General features: G+C 33.3%; 11 protein-coding genes and 1 riboswitch. Of the genes, 2 read left to right on the forward strand and 9 right to left on the reverse strand.

Going from position 1 to position 13,457, the window contains the following annotated elements; all coding sequences use genetic code 11:
* Positions 1-46 precede the first annotated feature (46 nt).
* The 4 genes from C7D97_RS02690 to C7D97_RS02705 all read right to left on the reverse strand — a co-directional run bounded on the left by C7D97_RS02690 (position 47) and on the right by C7D97_RS02705 (position 5,083).
* Positions 47-349: a DUF4298 domain-containing protein gene (locus tag C7D97_RS02690; protein ID WP_105300592.1), complete on the reverse strand. Its 303-nt coding sequence runs from the start codon at positions 347-349 to the stop codon at positions 47-49.
* Positions 339-1,277 (reverse strand): serine hydrolase domain-containing protein, encoded by a 939-nt coding sequence (locus C7D97_RS02695; protein WP_158679108.1) that lies wholly within the window; start codon positions 1,275-1,277, stop codon positions 339-341. The genes C7D97_RS02690 and C7D97_RS02695 overlap by 11 nt, the downstream gene beginning before the upstream one ends.
* Before the next feature lie 109 nt (positions 1,278-1,386).
* Positions 1,387-2,760, reverse strand: a complete 1,374-nt coding sequence (rlmD, locus tag C7D97_RS02700; protein WP_105300594.1) for a 23S rRNA (uracil(1939)-C(5))-methyltransferase RlmD — start codon at positions 2,758-2,760, stop codon at positions 1,387-1,389.
* The gene (locus tag C7D97_RS02705) at positions 2,741-5,083 is read right to left on the reverse strand and encodes an ATP-dependent DNA helicase (RefSeq protein WP_105300595.1); all 2,343 of its coding nucleotides are present in this window, start codon (positions 5,081-5,083) and stop codon (positions 2,741-2,743) included. Before C7D97_RS02705 ends, rlmD begins: the two co-directional genes overlap by 20 nt.
* Before the next feature lie 62 nt (positions 5,084-5,145).
* On the opposite strand from C7D97_RS02705, the gene C7D97_RS02710 reads away from it, so the two are divergent.
* On the forward strand, positions 5,146-5,898 hold the full coding sequence (locus C7D97_RS02710) for an NADPH-dependent oxidoreductase (RefSeq protein ID WP_105300596.1): 753 nt from the start codon (positions 5,146-5,148) through the stop codon (positions 5,896-5,898).
* A gap of 45 nt (positions 5,899-5,943) precedes the next feature.
* A riboswitch (THF riboswitch) is annotated at positions 5,944-6,033 on the forward strand.
* A gap of 20 nt (positions 6,034-6,053) precedes the next feature.
* Positions 6,054-6,569, forward strand: a complete 516-nt coding sequence (locus C7D97_RS02715) for a folate family ECF transporter S component (RefSeq protein WP_105300597.1) — start codon at positions 6,054-6,056, stop codon at positions 6,567-6,569.
* 50 nt (positions 6,570-6,619) lie between these two features.
* Here the strand turns inward: C7D97_RS02715 and C7D97_RS02720 are convergent, their stop codons facing one another.
* The 5 genes from C7D97_RS02720 to clpB all read right to left on the reverse strand — a co-directional run bounded on the left by C7D97_RS02720 (position 6,620) and on the right by clpB (position 13,456).
* Entirely contained in the window at positions 6,620-7,450 is an 831-nt protein-coding gene (locus tag C7D97_RS02720; protein WP_105300598.1) for a TPM domain-containing protein, read from the reverse strand.
* Positions 7,451-7,458: 8 nt separating this feature from the next.
* A complete protein-coding gene (locus C7D97_RS02725) occupies positions 7,459-8,043 on the reverse strand; it encodes a LemA family protein (RefSeq protein WP_105300599.1) in 585 nt (194 codons plus the stop codon).
* Positions 8,044-8,060: 17 nt separating this feature from the next.
* The gene (gene nrdG, locus C7D97_RS02730) at positions 8,061-8,561 is read right to left on the reverse strand and encodes an anaerobic ribonucleoside-triphosphate reductase activating protein (protein WP_105300600.1); all 501 of its coding nucleotides are present in this window, start codon (positions 8,559-8,561) and stop codon (positions 8,061-8,063) included.
* Positions 8,558-10,678: an anaerobic ribonucleoside-triphosphate reductase gene (gene nrdD / locus C7D97_RS02735; protein WP_105300601.1), complete on the reverse strand. Its 2,121-nt coding sequence runs from the start codon at positions 10,676-10,678 to the stop codon at positions 8,558-8,560. The genes nrdG and nrdD overlap by 4 nt, the downstream gene beginning before the upstream one ends.
* A 198-nt stretch (positions 10,679-10,876) precedes the next feature.
* Entirely contained in the window at positions 10,877-13,456 is a 2,580-nt protein-coding gene (gene clpB / locus C7D97_RS02740) for an ATP-dependent chaperone ClpB (RefSeq protein WP_105300602.1), read from the reverse strand.
* Position 13,457 lies beyond the last annotated feature (1 nt).

Consider the following 13,457-nt stretch of genomic DNA (forward strand, 5'->3'; position numbering starts at 1 on the left):
AAAGAGCTACCATATTTATTGGCAACTCCTCTTACTATATATTTATTTATCTATCTTGTATCAAATCATTTGCTGTTTCTAATAAGGCTAGGCCTGTGTAATAATTTTCTCCCATCAAATCATAGATAGCATCTTCGCTCAGTACAGCCTGATTTATATCATCCCCTATCTCTCCTCTGTTGGATGCATCCATATCCTTTGTAAAATCTTCGCTATAATAATAAGTAACTAGTCTCTTGTACTCATCTTGATGATCTACAAATTCTTCTAGAGCTTTTTTTAAATTTTCCATTAATTTTTCATGATCTTCAAATATTTCATTTAGTTCGTTTAGGTAATTATAGTCCATTAATATCTCCTTTAATAAATTTTATCAAATTATCAACATCTTCTTTTATTGAATCTGACAAATTGTCAGATCTATCATTTGTAGTCACTATAACTATATTTTCATTGGCTAATAATGCAATTATTTGACCACCAGTTCCTGAAGCAAAAACTATTTGATTTTTACTCTTCCAGAAACCATAAGTATAAAAATCTTCAGATAGATAAGTGAATTTATCAGAATCTCTAGCAAAAACAGGGGTAAATAATTTACTAATAGAATCTTCGCTAATAATTCTATGATCCATATGCTTTCCTTTATTTAATAATAGTAGACCTATTCTTAACATTTCTAAATCACTAAGATATAGCTTGCTAGCACCAACAATAAACTTTCCATATGAATCCCACTTTACTTGTTTTATATCTATTTTATCGAATAAATTATCTTTCAAAAATTCATACATTGAAGAATTAAGATAATTTTCCATAACTACAGATAATAAGTAATAAGAGGCATTTGAATATTGAAAATGAATACCAGGCTTAAACTTGATGGGATAATTAATACATAAATTAAGTAAATCTTCTTCAGGAATACCTTCAATGTCCTTTGACATCAACAAGGATTTATCATATCCTACACTATGCGACAGTAGATGTTTTACTTTAGTTTCCTTTAAATATTTAATATTATCTTTATTTGTTAGAGTTATACAATCTTCTAATAAGGGATAAATATAGGTATCCATATTGAAATCAAATTGACTTTTTTCCATCAGTATTAAGGATCCAATAGCCAAAACACTCTTAGCCACAGATCTTACATTTAAGGGATTATCATTAGCTTTACCTATAATCTCATCCCTATTTCCATCAAAGATTATAAATGAACTGGCCAGAGATTTTTCTAGATTCTCCTTGTAATATTTTTCTAAATTTGATAGCAAGATTTGCTCCTTAAGAAATATTTATTATCCACATAAAATAATTTCATTATAATTTATTAATAGTTATAATTTTATTTTTAGATAATTGTTATTTAATATAAATCAAGTTCTACTTTTCCCTAGTCAGCAAGGCTATGGCCTCTAAATGACGAGATTTAGGGAATTGGTCATATATTTCGTAATCTTTTATTTCGAATCCTTCTTTTATAAATTCTTTTAAGTTTTCTACTTGTGTTTTTGGATTACATGAAATATAGATGAATTTATCTGTATCAATTTTAAGTATTTTATCGAGAGATTTTGGGCTAATTCCTGCTCTCGGCGGATCTAGTACAATCACATCGTACTTATCTCCTACCTTTTCGATTTCTTCTAAGACATCTCCACACAAGAAATTGATATTTTCAATCTCATTTATTTTAGCGTTCTCCCAAGCCTTATCCACGGCCTCTTCCACTATTTCGATACCTGTAGCAGTCCTTGCTCTTTTTGCCATCACTTGAGTTATTGTCCCTGTTCCCGAATAAAGGTCAAGAACATCCATGCTTTGATTTATATTTGCAAGGTCGAAAGCCTTTTGGTAAAGTTTCTCTGCTGTGTATATATTAGGTTGGAAGAAAGAAAAAGGTGAGATATTAAAGGATAGACCTAACATTTCTTCTCTAATAAATTCTTTTCCATATATTAGATTGAGTTTTTCTACAACTACAGCGTCTGCTGGCGAATCATTTATTATATGATAGACTGATACGATTTTACCTACAAGATCAATTGATAAAAGTTTGTTTAAAAATAGATTTATCCTCAAACTATCAAAGCTCTCGTCACTTGTAGTAACTAGAATTACCATTATCTCGCCAGTTCTATGGGCTTTTCTTATGATTAAATGTCTTAGAAGCCCCTCTCTAGTTCTTTTATGGTAGAAATCTGTTTTCTTTTCTCTAAAATAAGCCTGGACTTTTTCTCTAATAGTATTAAAATCTTGATCTATTATATTGCAATTTGTAGTATCTACAATTTCATAAAATCTGTTTTGTCTATGGAGTCCTAAAACAAGATCTCCACCTTTTTCACTATCTCCAAAAGTATATTCCATTTTATTTCTATAGGCTTTAGTCTTAGGAGATTGGTTTATTTTAATGTCTCCTGAGTAGTCTATAGAATTGTCCTTAAATAGATTTTTAATCATGTCCACTTTTAGCATGAGTTCAGTCTCGTAGGGAAGCTTTTGGTATGCACAACCTCCACAAATATCAGGATTATCGCATGTTTTAGTCGAGTTTTCTAGGTCAGATTTTTCGATTGTTTCGATTAATTTCGCCTTTATCTTATCCTTGCTTCGTTTTTTAGCCTTTACTTTTACTCTTTGGCCTAGTAGACCTCCCTTAAATTCAATTAAGTTTCCATCCTCGTCGTATCCTTGGCTAATATTAGGGTATTTCATTTTCTCTATTTTAATTTCTTTAATCGCTTTTTTTCTCATTTTCACTCCAAAATTTATCTGTTATATTTTTTAGTTCTTCAGATTGATTTAAAAATTTTATCCTATTCCAATGTTTAGGAAAAAGCATTTGGTATTGATTCCAAGTATATCTATCGTCAACAAGATAGATTATACCCCTATCATCTTCGCTCCTAATAACTCTGCCTGCAGCTTGGAAGACTTTATTAATTCCTGGAAAAGTATAAGAATAATCAAATCCACTTAAGCCTTCCCTATCAAAATGCTCCCTTATTAGATTCCTATCAAAAGATACTCCTGGCATACCAACCGATATAATCATAGATCCAATAAGCCTATCGCCTATAAGGTCTACTCCCTCAGAAAAGATTCCCCCAAGAACGACAAAGGCTACTTCCTTACTTTCTTCTGTAAATTTTTTAATAAATTTACTTCTGTCAAGCTGACTCATAGCCCTATCTTGAATTAAGATGTCATCCTTATATCTTACAGTATAATCGCCAGCGACAGCTTCTAGGTAGGAAAATGAAGGAAAGAATATAAAATAATTGCCTTCTTTACTATTTATAAATTCATTTATAAGATCAGATATTAGCGAAACATTTCTTAACCTATCTCTATAACGAGTGCTTATGGATTTTTGTAAAATAAGTAAGTTATCTGTAGAAAATGGCATATCAAGACGTAATTTAAGGCTGTCTCTTGCCCCCAACATATCCATAAAAAAAGGCATTGGTGAAAGTGTAGCGGAGAAAAACACGGTTGATCTTGCGTAATCGTATTTTTTCTTTAGAATATGGGAAGGATCTACACACTTAATTTCAAATATTTTATCCTCGTTTTCCTCATCGAAACTAATCACATTGTAGAATCCTTCCATAAAATAATCAGAAATCTTAAGATAGGAATTGATATTAAAATACATCTCCAAGACATAATCATAATTCCTATCGTCCTTTTCTTCTATTAAGAACTTCTCCATTTTTTTAGCTAGTTCGAGTAATATCTTATCCAAGCTATCTATGTGATTTTTCGTATAATAGTGAAGCTTTTTGCCATATTTTTCGTAATTGTTGTCAAAATTAAGGATGACCTCATCCAAAACTTTAATTATTTTTTTGTGCTTATTAATATCAAAACAAGTCCTTAGTTCTTTGAAATCACTATCCCTGAAGGAGAATGAGTACATATCTCTCGCCCTATCTAGGAGATTGTGAGCTTCGTCAATTAAAAATATATATCGCGATGAGATTTCTTCAAAAAATCTCCTAAGAAATACTGTAGGATCGAAGACATAATTATAATCACAAATTATAAAGTCAGAGTAGCTTGCTATATCAAATTCAAACTCTAAGGGGCAAACTCTATATCTTTCAGCATATGAAGTTATAATATCATAATCCATTATAGTCTCTTTTGTCAAAATATCTTTAAGAGCATCATTTACCCTATCGAAATGACCCTTGGCAAAGGGACAATCATCAGGATTGCACCTAACCTCATCATTTAGGCAGATTCTATCCTTAGATGTTATTTGAACAGCTTTTATCTTAAGTCCATTTTCTTCTAATAACTTAAGTGACTTGATAGCTTCTTTTCCAGTTGTAGTCTTAGCTGTTAGGTAAAATATCTTATCTGATAAGTCTTCTCCAATAGATTTTATAGAAGGAAATATTGATGATATAGTCTTTCCTATTCCTGTAGGAGCATCTACAAAGAGATTTTTCTCCTTAAGAATTGCTGTATACACGACCACTGCCATCTTTCTCTGCCCCTTCCTATATTCTCCGTAAGGAAAGTTCAAAGCCTTTGAGCTAGTATTTCTATCTTCGAGATTTTTTGTGATAATCTTTGAAAAATCTATATATTTTTTTAATAAATCTATGTAAAATATCTCAAGTTCTTCCCTAGTAAATGATTTTTTAAAAATTTTGGTCTTGTAGTTTTCTGTCGATACATAGGTTAGGCTTATGTTTATTTCATCTAAATCCTTATCTACTGAAAAGAAATAAGCGTAGCATTTTGCTTGTGCCCAGTGAAGCTTGTTCTTATCATCTATCTCTTCAAGCTTTCTCTTGGTAGATTTAATCTCATCAATTGTGTAGGAATTCTTATCCTTGATTAGGCCATCCGCTCTTCCTTCAACTTGAAAATCGATTCCAGAAATACTTGTTAAGTTCTTCAGAGAATATTCTTTGTTGTAATTAAGACCATACGACTTCTGGATCTTTTGGTGGGCCCTAATTCCTTCAATCATCCTTGTATTATCCCTAAAAGTATTGTCTATATCGCCTGAACGCATTACAAATTCTATTAAATTTCTTACAGATATTTTAACTAACATATTATCACCTAGCTAAATTATAACATATTGGGTATAAGTTTAGAAAGAAGAAAGGAGCTATTATGAAAGATGTAATTGATTTAGCCTTAAATCATAGGACTATAAGGGAATTCACAGATCAAAAAATAGACGATACAACTATAAAAAAATTATTAGATGTTGCTAATCATTCAGCATCGTCTAATGGTATGCAGATGTTTTCAATAGTTAGAATTACTGATCAAAATATTAAAGATCAACTAGCTGATAATGGTAATCAAGAATATATGAGAAGAGCACCAGAGCTATGGATTTTCGTAGCTGATCTATATAGGAATTACTCCATAGCCAAGGAAAAAGGAGTAGAAAATGACGAAATGATTAGTTTTGATAAGTTTATTCAAGCCTTCACAGATGCGATTATTGGAGCCCAAAATGTCGTTGTCGCCTGCGAATCCTTGGGACTTGGAACAAATTATTTTGGAAATATTCACAATGATACTCAAAGGGTAATAGACTTACTAAATCTCCCTAAACTTACCTATCCTGCTGTGGGACTAGGCTTTGGTTACCCTGACCAAAATCCGCAGCTTAAGCCAAGAATGCCGATAGAGCTTAAAGCTTTCGAAAATTCTTATAAGGTTTTTGATAATTATAACGAGAAGATTAAAGATTATGATAAGGAGATGACTACTTATTACGATCTTAGAGATGCTAATAGAAGAAGTGATTCCTTCTCCCTACAAATCCCTAAAAAACAAGGATCTCTTATAAAAAATCGTGGTAAGATGTTCGAAACATTAGAAAAACAAGGATTTCTTGTAAAAAATAAATAAAATAAATCCCTTCTATTTTTCAGCTATTTAGTTTATAATAGAAGTATCAGAGTAGATAAAGAGCATTAAGTGTTAAGAAATGGGTTGTCGTTCTTAAACGAAGCGAATGCATGATTCTTTATCGCAACCGCTGACCTCTGATAGAAAGGGGATTTATGAAAAATAAAATACTAATAAATAATTTAGTTAAGGCAGCGATGTTAACAGCACTAAGCATAATTTTATCGAGGATACTCGGTATCCAGCTTACGCAGGATATAAAGATATCCTTTGGCACCCTACCTCTTATGCTTTCAGGAGTACTATTTGGTCCCTTGCTTGGAGCCCTATCGGGACTTGCAGCCGACATCATAGGAATTATGATTAATTTGGGAGGAGCCTATCATCCTGGCTTTACCTTAGGTGCCATTCTAACAGGAATGGTGCCAGGTCTCATATTTATGTATGGCAAGAGAAAAGAAATATCTAATAAAGTTTTAATTCTTCTTGTTATAATTTTTGTATATGGGATTAACCATGGTCTGTTGACACCCTTATGGTTGACACAACTATATGGAACTCCTTACAAAGTTCTTCTTGCAGGCAGGGCCATTAAAGTTATACCAGATGCTATAATAAATTATATATTACTTTTATTAATATATGAAAGACTAATACCAAAAATGAAATAAAGAAAAAGGAGTTTGTATTCTCATTAACTTGAGACAAACTCCTTTTAAAATTAGAATTTTCTACTAGCTCCTCCGCCACCGGTGCTTCCACCTCCTCCAGAAAAGCCGCCTCCGGAAAATCCTCCACCAGAAGACCAACCTGAGAAGGGATCATCATCGTTATCATTCCAGAAACTTCTACCATACCAACCTGGGAAATTTCTCCTCCTTCTTCCTCTATAATATGAAGAAGGTCCACGACTTATTCTAGTAAACATGTTTGAAATTAATATAAATACTACTAATATAAATAATATCTCAAACATACTAATCCCATCGCTAGCTTCTAGACTTTCTTGATAGGCTTCGTAATTACCATCCAGAGTGATGTCGTATTCACTTAAAACTTGACTAACTACTGCATTGAAACCTTCATTAATACCCTCTGAGTATTGACCATTTTTAAAATAATCTAACATAAAGTTGTCTATTATTCTACCAACTTTACCATCATTAAGTATTCCTTCTAGGCCATATCCTGGTATAATCGCGATTTCTCTTTGGTCTGTATTTTTATTTTCTAGAAATAAAATCAAGACTCCATTATCTTTTACCTTATCACCGAGCTTTAGTTCATTAAATAAATCGCTTCCATAATCCATACCCTCTAGGCCATCTGGATTATCAAGGCTTAGGACTAGTATCTGAGCACCTGTCTTACTTTCTAGTTCTCTATTAGTCTTTCTAATATTCTCTTTGGTACTTTCATCTAAAATTGAAAGTTCGTCATAATAATAATCATTTACCTTGCTGGATATATCATCTGCTCGAGCAAGAGTTGGAAAAAGGCAGAAGATAATCAGCATGATTATATTTAATTTTATTCTTTTGGCCTTTTCCATAACATCTCCTATTTATTGAAATCTACTGTAGGCGCTTCTTGGGCACTTTCACTTGCTTGGAAATACTCTGCCTGTTTAAATCCTGTGATCTTTCCTATTATATTAGTTGGAAATCTCACAAGCTTGGTATTAAATTCTTGGCAGGCCTCGTTATAGTTTTTTCTTTCAACCGAAATCCTATTTTCACTACCAGCAAGCTCATCCATCAAAGCAACAAATTGAGTATCTGCCTTAAGCTCAGGATAAGATTCAACTACTACATTAATATCTCCTACAGCTCTTGTTAACTCTTCGTTAGCTTCTGCAAGTTCTTCTGGGCTGTTAGCATTTTGTACTCCAGCTCTTGCATTAGTGACCTTGGTTAAGGTATCTTCCTCGTGATCTGTATAGCCTTTAACAGTATTTACAAGGTTAGGTATAAGGTCTGCCCTTCTTTGTACAACATTTTGAACTTGTGCATAGGCTTTATTTACATTTTCTCTTGATGTAGCTAGATTGTTATATGTTGGCACAATCGCTATTAATAAGATTACAGCTACTGCAATTATAGCAATTATTGCTGAAAATCCTTTCATTTTTTTGTTTTTATTCATAATTCCTCCTCTTTGTATTATATATACCCATCCAGAAGGATAATATCCTTATATTTTAGGGAGGATTTTACGTCTATTATTCTTTGATTGCTAGATCCTCTAAAATCCAATGTCAAATCTTTATATTCTTCTATAAACTCACCATCGACTAGGACGTCAATTTGCTCTAGTATTTGTCTTGAAAGTTTCATTTTCTCTAAAACTTCAAATTTAAAGCCGCTATAGATCCAAATAGACTTGTCTGTGTGTTTTCTTATATCTATTAAGGCCTGTAGTAGCCCTTCAGGACTTTCAAAAGGTTCCCCTCCTAGAATTGTAAGGCCCTCAACTTCATCAAGCTTAAGATAGGAAATAACTTCCCTTAGCGCCTTATCATTCCACTCTTTTCCAAAGTTAAAATCCATATAATCTCTATTAAAGCAATTCTTGCAATTTCTATCGCAACCTGATAGGAAAAAAGAGGTCCTGATTCCAGGACCATTAGCTACATCATATTTTCTTATTTGCCCATATCTCATATGTGAAGCACCCTTGCTTTTATTTCTTTTGTTCTACCTTCGTTCCAGAAGTTTTCACCTAGGTAACCGCAGGTTCTCCTAACTACAGTAAGAGTGTTTCTATCCTTGTTGCCACAGTTTGGGCAATACCAATTATTATCATCATCTAAGAGGATTTCTCCATCATATCCACACTCAGCGCAATAGTCTGACTTTGTGTTAAACTCCGCATATTGTATGTGATCATAAATATATTTTACCATGGTCATCACGGCCTTAATATTATTAGTCATGTTAGGGATTTCTGCATAGGAGATACATCCACCTGTCGATAATTGTTGAAATTCTGACTCGAAATCAAACTTATCAAAGACAGAAATATCTTCTCTAACATCTACATGGAAGGAGTTTGTATAGTAACCCTTGTCGGTAACATTTTCTATACTTCCAAATCTTTCCTTATCTATTGAAGCAAATCTATGAGTTAAGCTTTCTGCTGGAGTGCCATATACTGCAAAGGCAATACCATATTCCTTCGTCCATTCTTCCTTCTTCTTATTTAAAACTTCCATAATCTTCAGAGCAAAGTCGTGACCACGCTTACTAGTATGACTTTCTCCTGTTGTAAGTACGCTTGCTTCGTAGATTCCAATATATCCAATTGTAACTGTAGCATAACCATTTTCTAAAAGTGGCTTTATAGATTGATGCCTATCTAATCTTGCTATAGCTCCATGTCTAAAGTGGATTGGAGAAGAGTCACTTGTTACCTTGGATAGGTGTTCATATCTTAGAAGTCCAACCTGCTTTATCAGGTCAAGCCTCTTATCTAGTATTTCAAAGAATTTATCCTCATCTCCATCAGCAAGGATTCCTATTTGAGGGAGATTTATTGTAGCAACTCCCATATTAAATCTTCCATCAAACTTATACTCACCATTTTCGTCTTTGTATGGAGGAAGAAAAGCCCTGCAGCCCATAGGAGAGAATACATTTCCTTCATAGTTTTCTCTCATTTTCTTAGCTGAAATATAATCAGGATACATTCTCTTGGCTGTACATTTCGCTGCAAGTTCTGTAAGCTTATAATATTTAGAACCTTCGTGAACATTATTCTCATCTAAAACATATATCAACTTAGGAAAGGCTGGTGTAACATATACTCCTTGTTCATTTTTGATTCCCTTAATCCTTTGTCTAAGAATTTCTTCTATGATTTTTACAGTGCTTGAAAGGTATAGGTCATCCTCGTCAGTATGCATAAACAAGGTTACAAATGGAGATTGGCCATTGCTAGTCATTAGGGTATTTATTTGATATTGGATTGTTTGAATACCGCTTTCTAAGTCTCTCTGAGTCAAAGCCTCTGCCATTTCTCTTATTTTTTCTTCGTCATCTAAGATAGTTCTACTTAGTTTTAGGTTTTTATCGTAAGATTTTTTGAGATAAGGACTTAGGCAGGATATATTTATGGATTGGCCTCCGTACTGGTTGCTAGCAATTTGTGCTATAATTTGTGTCATAACATTACAGGCGACTTGAAAAGACTTTGGTGTCTCAATCATCTTATCATTTACAACTGTTCCATTATCAAGCATATCCTTCATATCGACTAAGCAGCAGTTAAAGATTGGCTGGATTAGGTAATCCAGATCATGAATATGTATGGCACCAGAGTTATGAGCTTCTACTAAATCTATCGGTATCAATTTCCTTTTAGCAATGTCTTTTGCGACTTCTCCTGCAATCAAATCTCTTTGAGTAGATGCTATAATGGGATTCTTGTTGGAATTTTCATCCATCACATCGATATTAGTATGATTTAATAAGCCTAAAATATCATCATCTGATGTATTTTGCTCTCTCTTATAGGCTTGAACTGACTTATAGCTCTCATAGGATTTGGCAGTAGCTGGATTTTTCCTGTCAATTAACTTATAATAGACCATATCTTCTATCTTATAGATTGAAATATCATCCTCGCCTAAAGCTTCACTTTCTATTTCATTAGCTATATCCATAGCTTGATTTTCAACATAAACACCACTTGCTGATTTCATTGCTTTTTCTATAGCTATAACTATTTTATCTTTTTCAAATTTGGCTTTGCTGCCATCTCTTTTAATTACCTGAATCATATTAACCTCCGAAATCTATGATGATTATACCATATATAGTGGTCCTTGTAAAAAATGAATACTATATATAGTATCAAGCCTGTGATTAAGGCAATCGACTTTTATCTTTACCTATCTTTATACATATCAAAATACTTAAAAAATCCCCAAGAATCCTAACTAAAAGTTAGAATCTCGGGGATTAAAATAAAGTTTATCCTATTTTATTTTAAATATTAATTTATTATTTTCATCTAAATCTAATAAAGCTGTATCTTTTTCAGAAACTTTTCCTTCGATAATTAACTTACCAAGTTCTGTTTCTACATGAGTTTGTAGGAATCTCTTGACAGGTCTTGCACCGTATTCAATATTATATGCATTAGCCAAGATATATTCCTTAGCAGCATTTGAAATCTCTAGATTTATATCTTTATCTTCTAGCCTAGATCTGATGTCAGCGATTTGAAGGTCGATTATTTCGTAAACTTGTTCGCTTGTAAGTGGAGTAAACATCACTATATCGTCAATTCTGTTTAGAAATTCTGGCTTGAAAGAATTTCTTAAGATTACATCTACCTTTTCTTTATTTTCTTCATCAATACTTCCATCATCATTTAGTCCATCTATCAAGTATTCTGAACCGATATTACTTGTCATGATGATTATAGTATTTTTAAAATCTACAGTTCTACCTTGAGAATCTGTTAGTCTTCCGTCATCTAAGACTTGTAATAATATATTGAATACATCTGGATGTGCTTTTTCAATTTCATCAAAAAGGATTACTGAGTAAGGTTTGCGTCTAACTGCTTCTGTTAATTGGCCGCCTTCTTCGTAGCCAACATATCCAGGAGCTGCACCGATTAGTCTTGACACAGAATATTTTTCCATATATTCACTCATATCAATTCTAATCATGTTCCTCTCATCATCAAACATTGCCTCAGTCAACGCTTTGGCAAGCTCAGTCTTTCCTACACCAGTTGGACCTAGGAAGATAAAGGAACCTATAGGTTTGTTTTGGCTCTTAAGTCCAGATCTTGCCCTTATAATAGCATCTGATACTGCTCTTATTGCCTCATCTTGGCCGATTACTCTTTGGTGTAGCTTTTCTGGTAGGTGGAGGATTTTGCTCCTTTCGCTTTCTACAAGCTTAGTAACTGGTATATTTGTCCAATTGCTTACAACATCTGCTACATCTTCGTCGGTTACTTCCTCTTTGATTGAAGAATCAGTATTTTCACCAGAATTTTTCTCTTCCAATTTCTTTTTTAGCTCTTCAAGCTTACCATATTTTAATTCAGATAGCTTTTCGAAATCGTAATTTCTTTCAGCATTTTCAATCTCAACCTTTACCCTATCAATCTCTTCCTTTATATTCTTAACATCATCTATGGCAGATTTTTCATCTTTCCATTTTAGAAATTCTTCGTCATATTTTTCTGATAGGTTTGCCAAGTCTTCTTCTAATTCCTTAAGTCTCTTCTTAGAATATTCATCATCTTCTTTTTTTAGAGCGGTAATTTCTATTTGTAATTGTAAAAGTTTTCTCTTTTGCTCATCTAGATAGCTTGGCATGGTGTCAATTTCTGTTCTAACTGTCGCACAAGCTTCGTCCATCAAGTCTATGGCCTTATCTGGTAAGAACCTATCTGAAATGTACCTATCAGATAATTCTGCTGCTGCAATTACTGCGCTATCTTGGATTCTAATTCCATGGAAGATTTCATATTTGTCCTTGATACCTCTAAGAATACTTATTGTATCTTCGACAGATGGCTCTTCTACCATAACTTTTTGGAAACGACGTTCCAAGGCTCCATCTTTTTCTATATATTGTCTATACTCATTAAGGGTAGTAGCTCCTATTACTTTAATCTCTCCACGAGCGAGCATTGGCTTCATTATGTTTGAAGCATCCATTGCCCCCTCAGACTTACCAGCTCCCACAATATTATGAATTTCGTCAATAAACATTATTATTTGTCCATCTGACTTTTGGACTTCATCTATTACAGCCTTTAATCTTTCTTCAAATTGTCCCCTATATTTTGCTCCTGCTACAAGAGATCCCATATCGAGGGAAAATATAGTTCTTCCTTGAATTGGTTCAGGAACATCGTTGTTGACAATCCTTTGGGCAAGTCCTTCTACAATTGCAGTCTTACCTACACCAGGTTGACCAATTAGGACTGGGTTATTTTTCTTTCTTCTAGAAAGAATCCTTAGAGCGTTTCTAATCTCCCTATCTCTACCAATAACTGGATCTATTTTTCCTTCTCTGGCTTCTTGGGTTAGGTTTCTACCGAACTTTTCTAGTGGGTTAGTAGTTTCTTCTGGATTGTCATTAGTAACTTTTTGACCTTTCCTGACATTTTGGATAGAGTTTTTAAAGCTAACTGCACTTATGCCAAAAGTCTTATTAGTAGAATCTACTTCGGTTTTTTCCTTCAAGAGACTTAGGAAAATATGTTCAGTTGATACGAAACTATCTCCCATTTCCTTAGCTACATCTTCTGCTTTTAGAAGGATTCTTTGGAATACTTGACTTGGGTAAGTATTTGAGTTTCCAGACTGACTTGGCATAGAGTCAACCTTTTTGATTAGTTCATTCCTGTAGCCTTGGTAGTCCACATCCATTGACTTGATTATTTGGCTAACAATTGAATCTGAATTGTTAACCAAAGCATAAGCCAAATGTATTTCGTTTACTTCTGGGTTTGAATTTTTGATAGCCATTGCTTGAGCGTCATTAATGGCTTCTTGAGATTTTTGTGTGAATTTGTTAATGTCCATA

It is taken from the genome of Anaerococcus marasmi, assembly GCF_900290195.1.
GTDB classification, from domain to species: Bacteria; Bacillota; Clostridia; order Tissierellales; family Peptoniphilaceae; genus Anaerococcus; species Anaerococcus marasmi.